The sequence below is a fragment of the Actinokineospora sp. NBRC 105648 genome (genome assembly GCF_030269645.1).
In the GTDB taxonomy this organism is placed as follows: Bacteria; Actinomycetota; Actinomycetes; order Mycobacteriales; family Pseudonocardiaceae; genus Actinokineospora.
The window spans coordinates 111,728-131,252 of sequence record NZ_BSTR01000007.1 but is presented as its reverse complement, the minus strand read 5'-3'; the positions used below and the strand labels follow the sequence as shown (position 1 = coordinate 131,252).

The 19,525-nt window shown below is 70.5% G+C and carries 18 protein-coding genes; 8 read left to right on the top strand and 10 right to left on the bottom strand.

The features are described from left to right. Nucleotides 1-3 precede the first annotated feature (3 nt). Together QSK30_RS09420 and QSK30_RS09415 are read right to left on the bottom strand one after the other, a co-directional pair. Nucleotides 4-1,251 carry a YveK family protein gene (locus tag QSK30_RS09420; RefSeq protein ID WP_285501421.1) on the bottom strand — a complete coding sequence of 416 codons (1,248 nt, stop codon included), beginning with the start codon at nt 1,249-1,251 and terminating at the stop codon, nt 4-6. Nucleotides 1,252-1,389: 138 nt separating this feature from the next. Next, the gene (locus tag QSK30_RS09415; RefSeq protein ID WP_285501419.1) at nt 1,390-3,021 is read right to left on the bottom strand and encodes a hypothetical protein; all 1,632 of its coding nucleotides are present in this window, start codon (nt 3,019-3,021) and stop codon (nt 1,390-1,392) included. A 267-nt stretch (nt 3,022-3,288) separates the two neighbouring features. On the opposite strand from QSK30_RS09415, the gene QSK30_RS09410 reads away from it, so the two are divergent. Beyond that, a complete protein-coding gene (locus QSK30_RS09410) occupies nt 3,289-4,476 on the top strand; it encodes a right-handed parallel beta-helix repeat-containing protein (protein WP_285501418.1) in 1,188 nt (395 codons plus the stop codon). Between the two features lie 801 nt (nt 4,477-5,277). Here QSK30_RS09410 and QSK30_RS09405 read toward each other — a convergent pair. Together QSK30_RS09405 and QSK30_RS09400 are read right to left on the bottom strand one after the other, a co-directional pair. Continuing rightward, a complete protein-coding gene (locus QSK30_RS09405; protein WP_285501417.1) occupies nt 5,278-6,246 on the bottom strand; it encodes a TolB family protein in 969 nt (322 codons plus the stop codon). Then, a complete protein-coding gene (locus tag QSK30_RS09400) occupies nt 6,243-7,481 on the bottom strand; it encodes an MFS transporter (protein ID WP_285501416.1) in 1,239 nt (412 codons plus the stop codon). Before QSK30_RS09400 ends, QSK30_RS09405 begins: the two co-directional genes overlap by 4 nt. 215 nt (nt 7,482-7,696) lie before the next feature. Here QSK30_RS09400 and QSK30_RS09395 point away from each other — a divergent pair, with 215 nt between their 5' ends. Both QSK30_RS09395 and QSK30_RS09390 read left to right on the top strand, forming a co-directional pair. Beyond that, nucleotides 7,697-9,100, top strand: a complete 1,404-nt coding sequence (locus tag QSK30_RS09395) for a glycosyltransferase family 4 protein (protein WP_285501414.1) — start codon at nt 7,697-7,699, stop codon at nt 9,098-9,100. A 25-nt stretch (nt 9,101-9,125) separates the two neighbouring features. After that, a complete protein-coding gene (locus QSK30_RS09390; RefSeq protein ID WP_285501411.1) occupies nt 9,126-10,442 on the top strand; it encodes a UDP-glucose dehydrogenase family protein in 1,317 nt (438 codons plus the stop codon). 474 nt (nt 10,443-10,916) lie between these two features. On the opposite strand, the gene QSK30_RS09385 is transcribed toward QSK30_RS09390, so the two are convergent. Further along, a complete protein-coding gene (locus QSK30_RS09385; protein WP_285501409.1) occupies nt 10,917-11,726 on the bottom strand; it encodes a hypothetical protein in 810 nt (269 codons plus the stop codon). A gap of 64 nt (nt 11,727-11,790) precedes the next feature. Between QSK30_RS09385 and QSK30_RS09380 the strand changes: the two genes are divergently transcribed. Together QSK30_RS09380 and QSK30_RS09375 are read left to right on the top strand one after the other, a co-directional pair. Next, a complete protein-coding gene (locus tag QSK30_RS09380) occupies nt 11,791-12,000 on the top strand; it encodes a sigma factor-like helix-turn-helix DNA-binding protein (RefSeq protein WP_285501407.1) in 210 nt (69 codons plus the stop codon). Continuing rightward, nucleotides 12,001-12,555: a Clp protease N-terminal domain-containing protein gene (locus tag QSK30_RS09375; RefSeq protein WP_285501405.1), complete on the top strand. Its 555-nt coding sequence runs from the start codon at nt 12,001-12,003 to the stop codon at nt 12,553-12,555. On the opposite strand, the gene QSK30_RS09370 is transcribed toward QSK30_RS09375, so the two are convergent. Next, complete coding sequence (locus QSK30_RS09370) at nt 12,542-12,904, bottom strand: VOC family protein (RefSeq protein ID WP_285501402.1); 363 nt, start codon at nt 12,902-12,904, stop codon at nt 12,542-12,544. The two genes, QSK30_RS09375 and QSK30_RS09370, sit on opposite strands and share 14 nt — an antisense overlap. A gap of 112 nt (nt 12,905-13,016) precedes the next feature. Here QSK30_RS09370 and QSK30_RS09365 point away from each other — a divergent pair, with 112 nt between their 5' ends. Continuing rightward, nucleotides 13,017-13,367, top strand: coding sequence for a YciI family protein (locus tag QSK30_RS09365; protein ID WP_285501400.1), 351 nt, complete (start codon nt 13,017-13,019; stop codon nt 13,365-13,367). Beyond that, nucleotides 13,367-14,557 carry an RNA polymerase sigma factor gene (locus tag QSK30_RS09360; protein WP_285501398.1) on the top strand — a complete coding sequence of 397 codons (1,191 nt, stop codon included), beginning with the start codon at nt 13,367-13,369 and terminating at the stop codon, nt 14,555-14,557. The genes QSK30_RS09365 and QSK30_RS09360 overlap by 1 nt, the downstream gene beginning before the upstream one ends. On the opposite strand, the gene QSK30_RS09355 is transcribed toward QSK30_RS09360, so the two are convergent. From QSK30_RS09355 to yczE, 3 genes are read right to left on the bottom strand one after another with little or no spacing between them, the layout of a single operon-like run. Next, nucleotides 14,542-15,054 carry a hypothetical protein gene (locus QSK30_RS09355; protein WP_285501396.1) on the bottom strand — a complete coding sequence of 171 codons (513 nt, stop codon included), beginning with the start codon at nt 15,052-15,054 and terminating at the stop codon, nt 14,542-14,544. The two genes, QSK30_RS09360 and QSK30_RS09355, sit on opposite strands and share 16 nt — an antisense overlap. Continuing rightward, a complete protein-coding gene (locus QSK30_RS09350) occupies nt 15,051-16,124 on the bottom strand; it encodes a calcium:cation antiporter (protein ID WP_285501394.1) in 1,074 nt (357 codons plus the stop codon). Before QSK30_RS09350 ends, QSK30_RS09355 begins: the two co-directional genes overlap by 4 nt. A gap of 10 nt (nt 16,125-16,134) precedes the next feature. Then, the gene (gene yczE / locus QSK30_RS09345) at nt 16,135-16,776 is read right to left on the bottom strand and encodes a membrane protein YczE (protein WP_285501392.1); all 642 of its coding nucleotides are present in this window, start codon (nt 16,774-16,776) and stop codon (nt 16,135-16,137) included. A 51-nt stretch (nt 16,777-16,827) separates the two neighbouring features. Here yczE and yczR point away from each other — a divergent pair, with 51 nt between their 5' ends. Continuing rightward, a complete protein-coding gene (gene yczR, locus QSK30_RS09340) occupies nt 16,828-18,279 on the top strand; it encodes a MocR-like transcription factor YczR (RefSeq protein WP_502871816.1) in 1,452 nt (483 codons plus the stop codon). 322 nt (nt 18,280-18,601) lie between these two features. Here the strand turns inward: yczR and QSK30_RS09335 are convergent, their stop codons facing one another. Continuing rightward, a complete protein-coding gene (locus QSK30_RS09335) occupies nt 18,602-19,372 on the bottom strand; it encodes a hypothetical protein (protein ID WP_285501390.1) in 771 nt (256 codons plus the stop codon). Nucleotides 19,373-19,525: the final 153 nt, after the last annotated feature.

The window sequence follows — 19,525 nt, the reverse complement described above, 5'->3', positions numbered from 1 at the left end:
GGTTCAGCCGCGGGGTTCGGGCGGCGTCTGCGCGGGCTTCACCCGCACCGTCGGCGGCTCGCGGTACTCCTCACCGGGCCAGTTGCCCGAGCGGCGCGCGGGCGGCTTGCCGTTGGCGGGCGGCGCCACCGGGGTGCCCGGGGTCTTGGCCGGTGCCTGACCGGTCTTGCCCAGGTTGCCCTGGACCTGGCCGGCCTTGACGGGGGTGCTCGGCTGGGAGGCCTGCCCCGGCTGCGCGCTCTTCGCGGGAGCGGCGACCGGCGGGACCTTGGTCGTGGCCGGACCGGCCACCGGGGCGGCGTTCTTGGTCGGCGCGCCGGTGGCGGGCTTGGCCGCGCCGTTGACCGGCTTGCCGTTCGCCTGGGCCGGGATCGGCCTGCCGTTGGGCGCGCTCTGGTTGCCCGGTTCGACCTTGGCCGGGCGCAGCACCTGGGTGCGCTCGGAGTTGGTGACCGGCTGGCGGGGCTCCTCGCGCAGCGGCTGCGGGGTGCGGGTGACCTTGGGCAGCGAGCCGGTCGCGGGGCGGGCCTCGGGCTCCGCGCGGCGGGTCGGCTCGACGCGCGGCTCGTCCTCGACCGGTTCGTCCGCGGTGTCCTCGGCCCCGTCGGCGTCGTCGAGGTCCTCGTCGCGCTTGCGGCGGCGGGCCTTGATCGTCTCCAGGCCGTAGACCGCGGCGAGGCTGGCGACCAGACCGAGCACCAGGGCGACCGCGGCACCGCGCAGCTTCCCGCCGCGCAGCGGCTCGGGCTTGGTCGGCGGCACGACGTCGTCGACCCCGATGAACGTGCTCACCGGGGCGTTGAGCGCCTGCTGCCGCTTGGCCAGCTCCGCCTTGACCCGGTCCAGCACCTGGATCGCCAGCTGGCGGGCGCCCTCTTCGGACGCGCTCTCGGTCTTGACCGTGATGAACGGGCCGCCGTCGGAGCCGCCGGTCAGCACGAAGGTGTGATCCGGCTTGTCCGCCCCGAGCGACTTCACCACCTCGGGGGTGTTGATGCTCTGGATCACGATCGAGGCCGAGATGGACAGGCTGGTCTCGAACGCGAGCAGCGGGTTCGTCTGGCCGTTGACCTTGTCGGTCACACTCGTCGGCCCGCTGGACGGCGAGGTCAGCACGATGACGCCACTGGACTCGTAGTGCAGTGGCATTGCGGCGTACACCGCTCCCGCTGCGCCGACCGTGACGGCGAAGACCGGGAGCGCGACGTACCACCGCTTGAGCATTACCAGCAGTGTCTTGAAGAAGTCCATCTGCGCCCCAACACACGACGTGACACCGAGCAACAGGTCCGGCTGCCTACTTGTTGAATCATCGCGATCGAACGAAAAGTCGTTACTCCATGTGATCCCATGCGCGACCTCGCTCGGCCAGATGGTCTAACGAGCCACCTAGGGGTTGAGGTTCGCGCGATATCGCCACACTCGGTAGGACGTACCGTCCCCCACAGGGGTTGTAACCAGTAGGTCCCGGTCACACACCACTATGCCCACCTTCGTACCGCCCCCCTGTTGCGGTTCGGTGAACCGCACACATCCGGGGTTGGCCGGGTCGGGCGCGCCCGGCTCGTTGTCGCCGCGCGCGTAGAGCGCCACGCCGCGCCGGGCCAGGAACTGGTGGACGGTGCCGTCCTTGAGCGCGGTGAGGTACTCGGCCGAGTTGACCAGGCCTTCCAGGTGCACGAGCGGTCGCCGCAGGTGGTAGCCCACGCTGCCGGCGCGGTCGCCCATCGCGATCGGCGCGCCCTGCGGGGTGAGCGCGTCGATCTGGGCGGCCACCGCCGGACCGGCCTCGATGAAGGCCGAGCGCGGCACCGTCCCAGTGGTCGAGCGCACACCGTTGGCCGCGGTCGTGGCGACCACGAGCAGCACCAGGGCCACCGCGGCGGGCCGGCGCAGCGGGACCGAGCCGGCCCACCTGGCCAGCAGCGCGGGCCCGGCGAGCGCGACCGCCAGCGGCGCGGACGAGAAGTACCAGGGCCACAGCTGCCACGAGGAGGTTAACGCGTAGTAACCCACAGTGAGAACACCGCCGGTCAGCACGACCGCGCCGAACCGCGCGGCCAGGCCGAGCCGCCCGGTCGCCCGGACGGCGAGCGCGCCGAGCACCACGACCAGCCCGATCGCGCCCAGCCAGGTGGACTGGCCGAAGAGCACCGGCGAGGTGAAGAACTGGCGGACGACGTCGAGGTTGAGCCCCGACCCGCCGAGCGCCTTCGCCTGCCCGGAGACCGGCAGCGGCGTGTGGAACAGGGCCTGGTTCACCGCCAGGTAGGCGGCGAGCGCGACCGCCGGGAACAGCGCCACCCACAGCGCGAGGCGCAGCCACGGCTTGCCCGAGCGCGCCCAGGTGAGCGCGGCGACCACGCCGAGCACCGCCATCGGGAAGACCGTGTCGAGCCGGGCGAGCACGGCCAGCGCCATCAGGGCGCCCACCGCCCGCGCGCCCGCCGGGCCGAAGTCCGGGGCCGCGAAGCCGTCGGTGCGCACGTAGGTCGCGGCGAGCCAGAGCAGGGCGAAGAGCAGCAGCCCGGTCTCCATGCCCGAGTACCAGAACGACGGGCCCGCCGCGCCGACCACCAGCAGCGGCGCCGCACACAGCGTCACCAGCACCGGACGGCCGGTGAACAGCCCGATCCGGTCGATCTGGCGGGCCGAGGCGATGGCCAGTGCGGATGAGACCAGCGTCACAGCAACCAATGCGACTTTACCGTGGGTGATCGAAAAGACCGGTACCAGTAGCAACAGCCACAGAGGGTGATATCCGTTGGTCGGGTCGAGCCCGTTGAACGTCGAACCGTCGCCCGCGGCGATATGTCCGGCTACGCCGAAGTAGTAGAAGGCGTCGTCGTCGAACAGCCCGGCCGCCGTGGCGTAGGGCGACAGCGCGACCATGGCGATCCGGATCGCGGCGAGTGCGCAGGCCAGCAGGGTGGCCGTGAGCCAGATCGGTCGACGCGCCGCCGCACCCTGGTCGGCTGGTGGCCGTCCGGGGGCGGGGGTGGGGCGCGCGCTCGTGCGCATTCCAGCTCCCGGTTGCCGTAGAGAAGTGCTCGCGACAGGGATCGTCAGCGCCCGGGAATTGTTACGCAGCGTCGTTTCACCCGACCGAGTCGTGGATCACACTCTTCGTAACCGCAATGGCGGGTGCATCGTGACCCCGTTGTGATCTGCCAAAGGATCTGCATAGAGTGCCGTCGGCCTCCCGGGACGTCGTGTCCCGGTACGGCTCGCAGGTTGAATCCCTTGTCCTGCAACGGGGGCGACTTACATGCCAACCGGAAGGATCTCATGTCCGCTCGACCTCAAACGTCTGCGGAGTTAGGCAAGAGCCACGACCGGCACAGACGGGTCCGCAAGATCGCCCTGACCGCCGGAGTGGCACTGGGTGCCCTGGTCCTCGCCGCGGGTTGCAAGCCCGTGGCAGGCAAGCCCGCGCCGCACCCGCCGCACCTGCCCACCACGACCACGATCGTCCCGGCGCCCACCTCGGCGCCGACGGACTCGACCGAGCCGACGACCACGACGACCAGCGCTCCACCGACCACCACGGTGTCGAGCGCCACGCCACCGGTCTCGACCACGGTCAAGCCCCGGCCGACCAGCACGGGAACGGCCCCGGTGCCGCCCCCGAGCGGCTCCCTGCCCGCGAACACCGTTCCGGCCGTCGGCCAGGTCGGCTACCGCGGCGACCGGGCGAAGCTCAAGGTCGTCGACGGCCCCGGCTCCGCGCCCCCCGGCACCACCTGGAACTCCGGCGCGCTGCGCTTCAGCGGCAACGTGACCCTCGACGGCTACTACATCAAGGGTGGCATCGAGTACAACGGCAAGGGCACGCTGACCATCCGGAACTCGGTCATCGAGGGCAACCACAACAGCTGGTCCCCCATCCTGGGCAACAGCGGCCACGTCGACGTCCGCGATTCGACGATCACCTACAAGGACGACCAGTGGCCCGGCGACAAGTGGGGCAACGGCGCCATCCACGGCGACGCCACGGTGACGGTCATCCGCTGCGACATCTCCGGCACCCCGGACGGCATCCAGAACGGTCCGGGCAACAGCCAGATCGAGCAGAGCTACATCCACGACCTGCTCCGCGCCGGGACGTACCCGAACAACACGCACAACGACGGCATCCAGTCCTACGGCGGACCGAACACCGTCATCAAGTACAACCGCATCGACATCAGCGCCGACGGCAAGGCCTACGACGGCACCCACCAGAACGGCGCAGTCTTCATCATGTCGAGCGATGACGGCCCCACCAGCGGCCTCCAGGTAGTGGGCAACTACCTCGCGGGCGGCGGCTACATCCTGCGCATCGGCGCCTCCGCCAAGGGAGCGGTGGTCACCGACAACCGCTTCGGCACCACCGCAGGCGGCTTCGGCGAGGTCTTCGTCGACGCGGGCGCCCAGATCGCTTCGTGGGTGAACAACCTGAGCTCGTCGAACAAGATGATCAACCAGCCCAGGTAGCAACAACCAGGGCAACAGCACAAGGCAACAGCACAAGGCCGCCGTCACTTCCCCCGGTGACGGCGGCCTTGTCGTACCACCACCAACCTCAGTCAAAAGCCAGGACCAGACCAGGCAAGGCCAAGCCGAGCATGCCCAATCCGCCCAACAGCAGCTAACGACCGCCGCCGCTGGCAAGCAAGAGAACCCAGCCCCGCTGGTATGCGACAGGATCCCGCCCCCGCTGGTACCGCAACAAAGATCCCGACCCCGCTGGCACCCAAGCGAGTCCCGTCCCCCAGCAGACCGCAGCGGTGAGGCCGACCCCGCTGGAAAGCAATGCCCGCTACGGATGCTCGATCTAGTGGACTCGCTTCGTGTGGGGGGAGAGCACCGCTAAACTTGCCGTGGGTGGGGATGCCCTTACCTGCCCTTTTCTCTCCACCGCGGTGCTCTAGGGGCCCCACACGAAGCGAGTTCACTAGATCGAGCCCCCATCTTTTCCTCGGGCAGCCCATGTCTACGAGCCACCCGTGAGGTCGACCCCCGGGCGGCACACCTTATGACCTGCCCAAGTAAAGCGGAGGCTCGATTGGCTGGACTGCCTTCGCGCGGGGCCCCTAGGCGACCGCGTGGGGAAAAAGCGTGGGGAGAAGGGCATCCCCACCACAGGTCAAGTTTAGCGGTCGCCTTCCCCCACACGAAGGCAGTCCACCCAATCGAGCACAAACGTAACGGGTCTTGCGTACCAGCGGGCTCGGCATTTAGAGAGGAAAAGATGAAGGGCATTTAGAGAGGAAAGAAAAAAGCAGAATGCTGTGCCTAGGTCACAGGGGAAGGTGACGATGCCCCTGCAACCAACTGCCTAGGCTGTCCGGTTCCGTCCGCCGCTGATTCGAAGATCGTCGGTGCTCCGCCCGTCTGCACCTTCGCGTACGCCAGGTTCTTCGCGTCCAGCCAGGCTGCCTGGTCGTCCACCCCGTCCGACCCCGGCAGTTCGGTCTCCTTACCGGATGCCAGGTCCAGCACGTACAGCTGCCAAGTCCCCAGCCGTCCCCCGCGCTTCTTGTAGGCGACCCGTGTCTGGTCCGGTGAAAGGGATGGGCATTCGGCCGACTGGCGGACCGTCGCCATCGTCTTCGCGGTCAGGTCTCCCTTGACCAACCAGGTCGTGTTCCCAGACCCGAGCGTCGCGTAGAAGGTGTTGTCGTCGGCGGCCACGGTCACGCCCCAGTAGTTCTCGTTTGGCCGCTTGTCCGGCACGCCCTCGATGGAAGTCGCGAAGGTCTCCAGCGACTCCGTCAGAGCGCCCGTTCGCAGGTCCAATACCCCAGTGCGGGTGGAAAATCCGCCCGGCGAAAGGTATGAATCGCCGGTCACGAACACCGTCCAGGACACGATTTTCCCGGAGGCCGAGACCCTGGCCCGCGAAGGCGTTCCCGGCAGGGGGACCGTGCGCAGTTCCTTGCCCGTGGAATCGGACACCGCTGCCTCGTACGCCCCGGGCACGCCCATTCGCAGGCAGACCGTGGTCCCGCCTGCCGTGTACACCCGCAGGCACTTCATCGAGCCTGCCGTGCGGGCGCCGGTAGCGTCTAGTTTGGACACCAGGTTCTGGCCGCTGCCGTTGTCCACGAAGGTCAGTCCGCTCTGCACCGGCGCGCCCGGCTTGGTGGCGTCGGCGTTCTGGTCGCGGACGGTGGCCACCACGTAGACCACGCCCGCCGCGATCACGAGCACCATGGCGACCACGCCGATGACGACCCTGTTGCGCACGAGCCAGGTGTTCACCGCGAGACCTCCGGGCGGATGAGCAGGAACACACCGACCAGGGCGGTGGCCATCGTGGCGATGGCCACCAGCACGGCGGTGCTGAAGGCGAAGCTCTGCAGCAGCAGCCCGAAGCCGATGGACGAGGCGAACCGGGCGAGCGCCTGTCCAGTTTGCACGATCGACAGACCGCCCGCGCGCAGGTGCTCGGGGACCAGGGTGGCGCCGTGTGCCATCAGGACACCGTCGGTGGCCGCGTAGAACAGGCCGTGCAGGGTGACCGTGACGATCACCAGCGCGAGGCCGCTGAACGGGCCGAGCAGCAGCAGGTACACCACGAACAGCACGACGTGCCCGGCGAAGAACATCGGCCAGCGGCCGACGCGGTCGGCGAGCCTGCCCAGCGGGGTGGCCGCCAGCAGGAACGTCAGCGCGGTGCCGACCGGCATCAGCGCCAGCAGGGTCGGCGACACCCCCGACACCCGCTGCAGGACGACGAAGACGAAGACGTCGGAGATCGTGGCCAGGCCGAGCAGGCCCGCGGCGATGGTGGTGCGGCGCATGCCGCGGTTGCGCAGCAGGTCCAGGGTGGCACGCAGCGTCACCACCTTGCCCGGGACGCGTTCGAGCCGGGGCTGGCGGACGAAGAACACCAGCACGATGACGCCGAGCGCGGCGAAGCAGAAGCTGATCATGAAGATCGGGCCGGGCCGGGTGCTCAGCCAGTTCAGCACCGCGTAGGTGGCCAGCGGACCGATCAGCGCGCCGATGGTGTCCATCGTCCGGTGCACGCCGAACGCCTTGCCCAGCTGGTCGACGGGGGTGACCAGCGAGATCAGCGCGTCCCGCGGGGCCGTGCGCAGGCCCTTGCCCGCGCGGTCGACCGCCAGCACCCCGCCGAGGCCCGCCGAGGACGCGCCGACCGACGGGAAGACCAGCTTGGTGACCGCGGAGAGCCCGTACCCGGCGACCGCGACCGCCTTGTGCCGCGACACCTTGTCGGAGATGTGCCCCCCGACCAGCCGCAACACCGCGGTGGCGCCGGTGTAGATCCCGTCGAGCACGCCCAGCTGCAGGTAGCTCATCTGCAGGTTGAAGATCACGTAGACCGGCAGGAACGCGGTCACCATCTCCGAGGAGATGTCTGTGAGCAGGCTCACCGTGCCCAAGAGCACCACGGTGGTCGAAACGCGGCCCGCGCGGGGGCCGTCGACCGGCGGCGCGGTCTTGGTTCGCCTGGTCGATGCGACGTACACCCGAACACCTCCGCAGCTAGCCCGCATGCTGCGGCGCCTCGTCTGACGTATCGGATAACGACCACGGTGTGTAACAAGATGCCGAACTTGACCGAATCTTTGGTGGGTAGTTGCGCAGCCATGTCGGCTTGGTCATACGGCCGGTAACCGAACTGCCCGATCGAGCGAATACACAGCGTCGGCCGACGTCAAGTCTTAGCCAGGAAGAGGTCCCCGTGAGCCGTCAGAGGGCCCCGCATGTCCTGATCATCGTGCAGAACCTCCCCGTCCCGCTGGACCGGCGGGTGTGGTTGGAGTGCAGGGCGCTCAGAGCCGCGGGCTACGAGGTGTCGGTCATCTGCCCGAAGGGCCCCGGTGACCCCGCCTACGCCGTTCTCGACGGTGTCCACCTGTACAAGTACGCCCCGCCCAAGCAGGCCGACGGCCTGCTCGGCTACGCGTGGGAGTTCGTCTACTGCTGGCTGCGCACCGCCGCGCTGAGCCTCAAGGTGCGCCGCCGCGCCCACTTCCACGTCATGCAGGCGTGCAACCCGCCGGACACCTACTGGGCGCTGGCGCTGCCGTGGAAGCTCGACGCGGTCAAGTTCGTCTTCGACCACCACGACCTCAACCCGGAGGTCTTCCGCTCCCGCTTCGGTGAGCCGAAGAAGCTCGCGGGCAAGGTCCAGCTCGCCATCCTCAAGTGGCTCGAGCGCCGCACCTTCCGCACCGCGGACCGGGTGATCTCCACCAACACGTCCTACCAGGACATCGCGATCCGCCGCGGTGGCGTCGAGCGCGAGCACACCACCGTGGTGCGCTCGGGTCCGGACACCTCCGTCATGCGCCCCATCTACGCCGACGAGTCGATCCGCCGCGGCGGCAAGCACCTGGTGGCCTACCTGGGCATCATGGGCCCGCAGGACGGCGTCGACGGGGTCCTGCACGCCGCCGACCGGATCGTCCACCTGCACGGCCGGACCGACTTCCGGTTCGTCCTGCTCGGCTTCGGCGACTGCCTCGACGACCTCAAGCGCCAGGCCACCGACCTGGGCCTGGACGACTACGTCGAGTTCACCGGCCGGGTCGGCCCCGAGCAGATCGCGCGCTACCTGTCCGCGGCCACCATCGGCCTCTCGCCGGACCCGCGCAGCCCGCTCAACGACGTGTCCACCATGAACAAGACCATGGAGTACATGGCCTACGCGCTGCCCGTCGTGGCCTACCGGCTCACCGAGACCGTGGTCTCCGGCGGCGACTGCGCGGTCTACGTCGAGCCCGGCGACAGCGACGGCCTGGCCGACGCGGTCATCGCGCTGGCCGACGACCAGGACAAGCGCGCCGAGCTCGGTGCCGCGGGCAGGCGCCGCGCCGAGCAGGTGCTCGACTGGCGCCCGCAGGCCCAGGCCTACATCAGCGTCTACGACGAACTCCTCGGCTTCCCCTCGGCGGGCCCGTTCCCGGACGGCTGGCCCGCCGCGGAGCGCCGCTCGGGCGAGCGCGAGGAGAAGCTGGTCGACCAGTGGGGCAACCAGCTCGTCGACCTCCGCGACGACCGGGCGTTGCGCGAGTTCGCCGCGACTCGCATCATGGCGCCCGAGGGCGAGTCCGAGCAGATCAGCGGCCCACAGGCGAGCTGAGTCAGTACGCAGGGGAGAGGTACCGATGTTCGTACGACGGATCGCCGTGATCGGCACCGGGTACGTCGGGTTGACCACGGGGGCCTGCCTGGCCTCGCTGGGCCACGACGTGGTGTGCGCCGACGTGGACGCCGACAAGCTGGAGCGGCTCAGGCGCGGTGAGGTCGACATCCTCGAGCCGGGTCTGGCCGACCTGGTGGCCGAGGGCATCGCGGCCGGGCGGCTGAGCTTCGTGCTGGGCGCCTCGGCGGCCATCCGCGCGCTGGCCGAGGGCCCCGAGGTCATGTTCCTGTGCGTGCCGACCCCGATGGGCGTGGGCGGCGTGGCCGACCTGAGCATCGTGGAGTCGGTGATCGAGGAGGTCCGCGACCTGCTGCCCGCCGACTGCGTGGTGGTCAACAAGTCGACGGTGCCGGTGGGCACCGCCGAGCGCACCCAGGAGCTGCTGGTCCGCTCCGACGTCGCGGTGGTCTCCAACCCGGAGTTCCTGCGCGAGGGCAGCGCGGTCTACGACTTCCTCAACCCCGACCGCATCGTCGTCGGCGCGAGCCAGCAGGACGCGGCCGAGCGGGTCGCCGCGCTGTACGCGAAGCTGGGCGCGCCGACCGTGCTGACCGACGCGCCGAGCGCCGAGCTCGTCAAGTACGCGGCCAACTGCTTCCTGGCGATGAAGCTGTCCTACGTCAACGCCGTCGCCGAGCTGTGCGACCGGCTCGGCGCGAACATCAGCGACGTCACCGAGGGCATGGGCTACGACAAGCGCATCGGCCAGGCGTTCCTGCAGCCCGGCCCGGGCTGGGGCGGCTCCTGCCTGCCCAAGGACACCTCGGCGATGCTGCAGCTCGCCGACGCCGCCGACTTCGAGTTCCGGCTGATCCGGGCGACGATCGACACCAACACCCGGCAGCGGCAGCGGATGGTGGAGAAGGTCCGCCTCGCGGTCACCGGCAAGCGCAACGGCTCGCTCTCGCACCGGCGGCTGGCTCTGTTCGGGCTGACCTTCAAGGCGGGCACCGACGACCTGCGCGACTCGCCCGCGCTCGCGGTGGCCGCGCTGCTGCGGCAGGCGGGCGCCGACCTGGTCGGGTACGACCCGGCACTGCGGCCGGACAGCGGCCACCCGGCGCTCTCGTCGATCACGGTGACCGACGACCCGTACCACGCGGTGAAGGACGCCGAGGCCGTGGTCGTGCTGACCGAGTGGCCGGAGTTCCGGGCACTGGACTGGGCACGGCTGGCGGAGGCGGTGCGCAAGCCGATCGTGGTGGACACGCGGAACCTGCTGGACCCGGCGGTGGCTCGACGGGCTGGGTTCGAGTGGATCGGTGTCGGTATGCCGTAGGTTTCTTTCTTTGGGGGCCGCACGCTTCGGCGTGCGGCCCCTTTTTGTTGCCCGGGTTCTGGTGTGCCCGGGTTTTGGTGGGACTTGAGTTCTTCTGGCGTGCTCGATGGGGTGGAGTGGCTTTGTTTGGGGCCCCTAAGAAAAGAGGCGCAGTGGGTAGAGCGGGCGGGAAAGGGATACCCACCGCCTGGGTCAGGCTAGCGCCTCTTTTCTCCCCAAACAAAGCCACTCCACCCCATCGAGCAGTTGGGTGGGGACGGTGCGTTGGGTGGGGCTTGGGTCTGGTGGTCGTGCGGCGCCGCCAGTCCTGGTAGTGGTCGAATGTGGTCGCGGCTGAGGCTGGCGAGGACGCCGTGCCGGGTAGATTTGGGCAGCGTGGATTCGGGCAGCCTGGGGCCTGGGTGTCGGTGTGGAGTGGAGCGGGCTGGGGGACGGTGTGGGGTGGGTGAGTTGGGTGCCCGTGAAAGTAGTGTCTTAGAAGGTGATGAGCACCAGGGCCTGGTCGTCGTGTGCCTTGGGGCGTGGCCAGCGGGTGCCGTCGGGGTCCGACTCTTCTGCGGCGCGCACTGCGTCCAGCACGGCGTCCGGGCCTTCGTTCTTCGCTATTTCCAGGACCTTTTCCCAGGTGAAGAGTTTGTAGTCGTCTATGCCGCAGGAAACGCCGTCGCTGGCCATGAGGATTGATTTCACCGTGTCGATCGGCCAGGACTTCCGGATAGCGTGGTAAGCGGCGCCCGGCACGGCTTCTGCCACCCAGTAGCCGCCTTCCTGGTTGCGCAGTGCCGATGTCTTGCGTGCCGATGCCCGCACCGCGGCCACGTGTGATTCCGAGAAGCCGCCCCCGCCGCGCAGGCGGTCGCGGTAGCTGCCGCGTGGGACTGTTCGGAGGCGGTCGTCGGCGACGAGGTCGGGGTCCGGGGTGAAGGCGACCACCGGGCTGTCGGCCAGGACGAGGGCCTCGACCTGGGACTCGTCCCAGCGGACCACGGCGACGGTGCTGGCGGGGCTCTCGCCGGGGGTGAAGCCGTTTCCGCGCGCGACCGAGCGGATCGCGCCCGCCAGGAGGGCCGCCAGGTCGAGTTCGGGGGCGGCGGTGAGTCTGCCCGCCAGCTGGGTGGCCAGTTCGGTGGCGTAGGCGCCGCCGCTGGGGAGGTCTGGGCGGGTGGACGTGGCGCCGTCGAGCAGGATCACCGCCTCGGGGAGGGCGATCACCACGTCCTCGCTCGGGCGGGGGCGTCCGTCTAGGCCGACCCCGGGCTGTTCGGCCATCGCGATCTCTGGCATGTCCCGATACTGCTCCCGTCAACCCTGGTTGACAAGGGCGCCACCGTCAACCTATGTTGACGGCATGGCGGAAGCAACCCACTTGGCCAGCGCGGCTGGCGACCGTGACCCGCGTGTCGGGCTTCGCGCGGTCGTCGCCCTTCGGAAGCTCCTCGAGCAGTTGGAGGCGGTGCAGGTGCGCAGCGCACGGGTCGACGGATGGTCCTGGCAGGAGATCGCGGCCGAGCTCGGTGTGAGCAAGCAGGCCGTGCACAAGAAGTACGGGAGGCTCTAGATGTTCGAGCAGTTCACCAAAGCCGCGCGCGTCGTGGTGCGTGACGGTGTGCACATCGCCGAGCAGGACGAGGCCGCGCTGATCGAGCCGGAGCACCTCTTGCTCGGGATGCTCAAGCAGGACGGCACGCCCGCTACCGCTGCCCTGGCCCACCACGCGGTGACCACGTCAGCGGCGCGGGACGCGATCGCGGCGACCCGGCGGCGCGGCGGCCTTACCGACGCCGATAGCGCTGCCTTGTCCGAGTTCGGCATTGATGTCGACGCGATCGTGGCCGCTGTCGAGCAGACGCACGGTGAGGGCGCGTTGGCCGGAACGGTCAAGCGCAGGCGCACGGTCGGTCCGCGTTGGCGGGTGGCGTTCTCCTCCGATTCCAAGCGCGTGCTGCAGTACAGCCTGCGTGAGGCCGTCGAGCGGGGCGATCGGTCCATCGGCGACGAGCACGTCCTGCTGGCCATCTTGCGCGTCGGTGGCGTCACGGCCAACGCGCTTGAGTCGCTCGGTGTCACCCACCAGAGCGTGCGCGCCTACCTGGGGTCCGCTAGCCCTCGATGACCGACAGGATGTTGCCCGCCGGGTCCTTGAACCAGGCGATCGGCGGGCCGTACTGGCGCATGATCCCCTTCGCGTCGACCGTCTCGTACCTCTCGAAGGCCACGCCCCGCTCGGTCAGGCCGTCCACGGCGGCCTCGATGTCGGGCACCGGGAAGTTCAGGATGGTGAACTCCGCCGGGACGTGGTTCGGCTTGGGGTAGACCAGCGTGTCGTGGCCGCCCCCGAGGTGCAGGTGCAGCATCCCGTTCGCCTCGGAGACGCGCAGGCCCAGCGTGTCGGCGTAGAACGCCCTGGCCGCCGGGATGTCGTCCACCGAGAAACCGCTGAACGCCTTCGACTCACCCAACATCGGGTACTCCTGTCCTCGGTTACCGTCGATTCCACCGGGGACGTCGAGGCGGGCGGACCCGTCTCGACGTCCCCGGTGTGGGAATCATCGCCGAGTCTGGCCGGAGGTGCCGATGCGCTACGTGGTCCTGATCTACGCCAACCCCGCCTCGCGGGACGTGTGGGCGACGCTGTCGGCGGAGCGGAAACAGGCGGGGCTGGCGGCCTACGCGGAGCTGAACGCCGAGCTGGCGGCCTCCGGGGAGCTGGTGGCGTCCGAGGCGCTGGCCGAGGGCGGCACCCGGCTGCCGGGCCAGTTCGCCACCGACGGTCCGTTCGCCGAGGCGAAGGAGCACCTGGCGGGCTTCTACCTGCTGGAGTGTGCCGACTTCGACCGTGCGGTGGCGATCGCCGGGCGGATCCCGGAGGCGTCGTTGGGCCTGGTGGAGGTGCGATCGGTGCGTGGCCTGCAGGACTTCTTGTAATGCCGGGGGTAAGGGCCGAGGACCTGCTGCGCGAGCTCGCGCCGCAGGTCCTCGGCGCCCTCGTGCGCCGCTACGGCGGCTTCGACCTGTGCGAGGACGCCGTCCAAGAGGCCCTGTTGGCGGCGGCGACGCAGTGGCCGATGGAGGGGATGCCCGCGAACCCGAAAGGGTGGCTGATCACGACTGCCTCGCGCAGGCGCATCGAGCTGTGGCGCAACGAGTCGGCTCGGAAGCGGCGCGAGGAGACCGTGGCCGCGTTGGAGGTCTCGGACCAAGAGGTGTCGGATGTGGACGACACGCTCACCCTGCTGTTCTTGTGCTGTCACCCGTCTCTTACGCAGGTGTCCCAGGTAGCGCTGACCTTGCGGGCGGTAGGTGGGTTGAGCACCGCGGAGATCGCGCGAGCGTTCCTCGTCCCCGAGACCACCATCGGTCAACGGATCAGCCGTGCCAAGCAGAAAATCAAGGACAGCGGTTTCCGCCTACCGCCACCGGAGGAGCGCTCAGAACGGTTGGCGGCCGTGCTGCATGTGCTCTACCTGGTGTTCAACGAGGGCTATACCGCCAGCTCCGGGGCCAGTCTGCACCGCGCAGACCTCACCGCGGAGGCCATCCGCCTTACCCGGCAGCTGCATACGAGCCTCCCCGACGAGGGAGAGGTGGCCGGCCTCTTGGCGCTGATGTTGCTCACCGACGCACGTACCCCCGCCCGCGCGGACGCGCACGGTGCTCTTATCCCGCTTGCCGAGCAAGACCGCGCGCACTGGGATGCCACCGCCATCGCCGAAGGAACCGCCCTAATCACCCATGCGTTGGCGCATACGCCGGTCGGCCCCTATCAGGTGCAAGCCGCGATCGCCGCGGTGCACGACGAGGCGACCCACGCCCAGGACACCGACTGGCCGCAGATCCTCACGCTCTACGACCTGCTCGACGCCATCGCCCCCAGCCCGGTCGTCAGCCTGAACCGCGCGGTCGCCGTGGCCATGGTGCACGGCCCGCGAGCCGGACTGGCCGAACTGTCCACTCTGGACGATCAGCCCCGGGTCGACGCCGTCCGCGCGCACCTGTTCGAGCTGGCGGGCGACCCCGACGCAGCCAGGCAGCACTACCGGGTCGCCGCGCGCCGCACGCTGAGCGTGCCCGAGCGCGACTACCTGGAGGCGCGTGCCGCTCAGCTGGGCGGCTGATACTCCACGTCGTCGAGCTCCGCGCGGAACGAGTACTTGAACTCCTCGTCACCGATGTAGGCCAGCGCGATCTTCCCGGTCCACACGATGTCCCACCGCCCGGCCGCCGTCGGCTGGAACTCGAACTCGTGGTGCGCCACCGCGTCGTGGCCGAGCAGGTAGGTGTGGAAAGCGGGGTCCTCGCGGTTCGGCACGGTGTCCGCGGTCAGCCGCTGCGGCCGGTCGAACTGGAAGTCCCCGGCGGGGAAGCCGATCGCGTTGCCCCAGTTGGTCGAGGAGATCATGCAGGAGTGGTAGTTCGTCCACACGATCGGCGACGCCCAGTCCCCCGTGTCCTCCGTGTCCGGTGGATTCCTGGTCTCGTCGTAGTCCGCGGTCGCCAGCTCCAAGTCGAACCAGAGCCCGCCGTCCGCGCCCTGCCTGCCGCTCCAGGAGAAGTCGTCGACCCGGTGCCCTTCCGGCCAGGGGTTCCCGGGGAACCAGATGTGGCCCTTCACGGGTTGACCGCGAGGAACATGAACGCGCCGAACAAGGTCAAGTGCACGGTTCCTTGTAGCAGGGTCGCCCGCCCGGAGACCAGGGTGAGGGTGCTGACCACCACCGTCAGGACCAGCATCACCAGTTCCTTGGGCCCCAGGCCCAGGGTCAGCGGCCCGGTCAGCCACAGCGAGGCGATCGCGATGGCCGGGATGGTCAGGCCGATGCTCGCCAGCGCCGAGCCCAGCGCCAGGTTCAGGCTGACCTGCAGGCGGTCGCGCAGCGCCGCGCGCACCGCGGCCACCGTCTCCGGCAGCAGGACCAGCAGCGCGATCAGCACCCCGACGAACGACAGCGGCGCGCCGATCGACTCGACCGCGGACTCCAGCGTGGGCGAGACGGTCTTGGCCAGCCCGACCACCGCGACCAGGCAGACCAGCAGCAGACCCAGGCTGATCAGGGTGGTCCGGTTGCTCGGCGCGTCGGCGTGGTCGTCGACCCCGTTGTCGGACTTGGGCAGGAAGTAGTCGCGGTGCCGCACGGTCTGCACGAACACGAACACCCCGTAGAGCACCAGCGACGCCACCCCGGCGAAGGCCAGCTGCGAACCGGAGAACGTCGGGCCGGGGGTGCTCGTGGTGAAGGTCGGCAGCACCAGGCTCAGCGTCACCAGCGCGGTGATCACCGCAAGCGCGCCGCCCGAGGCGTGCGCGCGGAAGTCCTGCACCTTGTGCCGCAGCGAGCCGACCAGCAGCGAGAGCCCGACGATCCCGTTGGTGGTGATCATGATCGCGGCGAACACCGTGTCCCTGGCCAGCGAGGCCGCCTTCTCCCCGCCGGAGGCCATCAGCGTGACGATCAGCGCGACCTCGATCACGGTCACCGCGATCGCCAGGATGAGCGTGCCGAACGGCTCGCCGACCCGGTGCGCCACGACCTCGGCGTGGTGCACCGCGGCGGTGACCGCCCCGGCCAGGCCGAGGCAGACCAGCACCAGCAGCACCGTGCCGAGCGACTGTCCATAGGAGACGGCCAACACCACCAGGGCGACGGGCGGGACGGCCAGGCTCCAGCGGGGCAGTGTCGTCATGGCACCGACCCTAGTGTCCGATTTCGGCCTCGGCCCGAGGACGCCAGGACACCAGCGGCAGGAACGCCTGCGCCAGCGGGCCGATCGCCAGCGCGTAGAGCGCGGTGCCCAGGCCCACCGTCCCGCCCAGCAGCCAGCCCGCGGCGAGCACCACGACCTCGATCGCGGTGCGCACCCAGCGGATCGCGAACCCCGTGCGGCCGGCGATCCCGGTCATCAGCCCGTCGCGCGGGCCGGGGCCCAGCCGGGCGCCGATGTAGGCCGCGGTCGCCAGGCCGTTGAGCACCACGCCCGCCACCAGGAACAGCCCGCGCGTGACCAGGTTGTCCGGGGTGGGCAGGGCCGCGAGGGTGAGGTCGATCGACGCGGACACGATCAGCACGTTGGCGACCGTGCCGAAGCCGGGGCGCTGCTTGATCGGGATCCAGCACAGCAGCACGAGCAGGCTGGTCAGCGCGGTGACCGTGCCGAAGCTGAGCCCGCTCAGCTTGTGCAGCGCCTCGTGCAGCACGTCCCAGGGGGAGAGCCCGAGGGCGGCCTCGATCTGCAGGCCGGTGCTGAAGCCGTAGAGCGCGAGACCCAGGAACAGCTGCGGCAGCCTGCGCCCGGGACTGACCCGCAGCGGCACGGGCGTGAGGTTGGTGGGGGCCATAGGTCCATCTTGCGCGATGATTGGCTGCGATTCGATGGCCAATCAGTGATAATTGGCCACATGATTCCCCCGGGTGGCCGTGTCTCCAGTACTCGATTGGTCCGCATGCTGGGCGAGTGGCGCGAGCACGGCAGCCGACAGGGCTCGGCGGGCCTGGCCGCGGGCATCCGGCTGCTGGTGCTCGACGGCCAGCTCCCACCCGGCACCACGCTGCCCGCCGAGCGCGAGCTCGCCGCCGCCCTCGGGGTGAGCCGCACCCTGGTCGCCACCGCCTGGGACCTGCTGCGCGCCGACGGCATGGTCGTCAGCCGGCGCGGCTCCGGCTCGCGCACCGCGCTGCCCACCGCGGTCGCCCGGCCCGCCGCCCCGATCGGCGACCAGCCGCTCGACCTGGCCCGGGCCGCCCCCGCCGCGCCCGCCGGGTTCGCCGCGGCGATCGACGCCGTGCGCGGGTCCTTCGCCGCCGAGCTGTCCGGCCACGGCTACCACGAGCTGGGCATCGACCCGCTGCGCGAGCGGCTGGCCGAACGGTTCGCGGCCCGCGGCCTGCCCACCACCCCCGAGCAGATCCTGGTCACCAACGGCGCCCACCACGGCCTCGCCCTGGTGCTGCGGGCCATGGCCGGGCCCGGCGACCGCGTGCTCGTCGAGCAGCCGACCTACCCGAACGCCCTGGAGGCGCTGCGTGCCGCCCACGTCGTCCCGGTCCCGGTCCCGATGCCCGAGGCGGATTGGGACCTCGACGGCATCGAGGCCGCCCTGCGCCAGGCCGCGCCCCGGCTGGCCTACCTGATCGTGGACTTCCACAACCCGACCGGCCGCAGGCTCGACGCCCCGGGCCGCGAACGGCTCGCCGCGATCCTGCGCCGGGCCCGCACCCCGGTCGTGGTCGACGAGACGCTGGTCGAGCTCGACCTCGACGGCGACCCGCTGGACGGCCCGCCGCCGATGGCGACCTTCGCCCCCAACCTGGTGATCACCGTCGGGTCGGCGAGCAAGTCGCACTGGGGTGGGCTGCGGCTGGGGTGGGTGCGCGCGCCGGAGGAGGTGATCGGCAGGCTCGCCGCCGCCCGGCACGCCTTCGACCTCGGCTCCCCGGTGTTCGAGCAACTGCTGCTGGCCCAGCTCTACACCGACCCCGAGCCGATGCTGCGGGCCCGCCGGGCAGAGGTGGCGGTGCTGCGCGGGGTGCTTGCCGACGCGGTGCGCGCGCACTGCCCGCAGTGGCGGTTCGAGCTGCCCGCGGGCGGTCTGAGCCTGTGGTGCGAGCTGCCCGGACCGGTCGGCACCCGGATCGCGGTCGCGGCGCAGAACGTGGGGGTGCGGGTGGCGCCAGGTGCCCGGTTCGGGGTGCACGGCGGGCTGGAGCGGTGGCTGCGGCTGCCCTACACGCTGCCCGCGCCCCAACTGGTGGATGCCGTGCGCAGGCTGGCACGGGTCGGCTCGCTCGTCACCGGATCGCCTGGAACGATCGGTTCCGACGGTCTAATCCCGGTCGCGTAGCTGGCTTTGCCGGGGCCGAGGCGGTAGAAAGCCAGTGCGCTGGATGGCGTAGTTGTTTGGACCTTTCGCCATCCAGCGCACCTCGACCTCGGCGCCCACCCAGGCCAGTCGGCACAGCCCCTCGTTGTGCCGATCGGGCGGGTCGCCGGAGGGAGGGCCCCGGCGCCGCGGGGGCATCGCGGCGCCGGGGCCAGGTCCCGATCTGACCGGGCGCGGTCGGCAGATCGGGTCATCGGAAGTGGCTTTCGGGAGCGAGACCGCACCGGGTGAACGTCGAGCACGGACCGGTTGTGGATAGACCGGTCCCGCGATCTCGAGCCGGTCAGTCGGGGGTGTGGGTGAGCAACCCGGTCAGCTCGCCGGGCGGCTGGAGCGCGTCCGCCGCCGCACCGCCGGTGGCGGTGGGGGGTACGAGCTGGTGGCGTGCCGAGAGCACGCCGATCTGGGCGCGGGCCTGGCCGCCGCCGTCGTGCGAGGGGGACGCGGTGGGACTCGGCGCCGCCGGGCAGGCGGGCGACGAGGGCGCCGCGGGGGGCGTGGGCAGGCTGTCGCGCTGAGCACGCGGACCGTTGGACTGCTGCACGGGCAGCGCCGCGCGGTGCTCTTGCACTACCTGCGGGGGCTTGCGCACCACCGGGCTGGTGGCCCGGGGGGCCTTCGGGGACGGCTTGTGCGCCCGCGCGGGCGTCGCGGCGGGCTTGCGGACCGGCGCTGCCGGGGCGGCCCGCTCGACGGGCGGGCTCGCGACGGCGGCGGGCACGGGCGGTACCGGGACCGGCGGTGGTTCGACCACCGGCGCGGGTGGCTTGGGGACCGCGTTCTGCACGACACCCACCACGTCGTCGGCGATGCCGGTGACGGTGTCCACCACGTTGGTGACCACCGGCGCGCTCGCGACGGCGTCGAGGTCGGAGAGCGTGTTGGTCACGAAGCCGAGCAGGCTGCCGTCCTCGGGCGGCGGCCGGTGGTCGACGCCGGTCTCGGCCGAGGCGGCGCCCGCGAGCAGCGCGCCCAGCACCCAGGCGGCCATCAGCAGACCCCCGGTGACCACGAGCCGGAGCAGCAGGCGCGACGCGTTCGCTGACCGTGTCACGTGCTCACCGCCATCCCGGTTACCTAGTCGAGCCGCCACCGACCGGTGTGACCAGGTCACTATCCAGCACCGGGTCACCCCCATGCACCCTAACCGCGTGTGTTCCACCCGGAAAGACGGCGCACGGCACCGCGTGAGTGCGGCCGAGGCGGG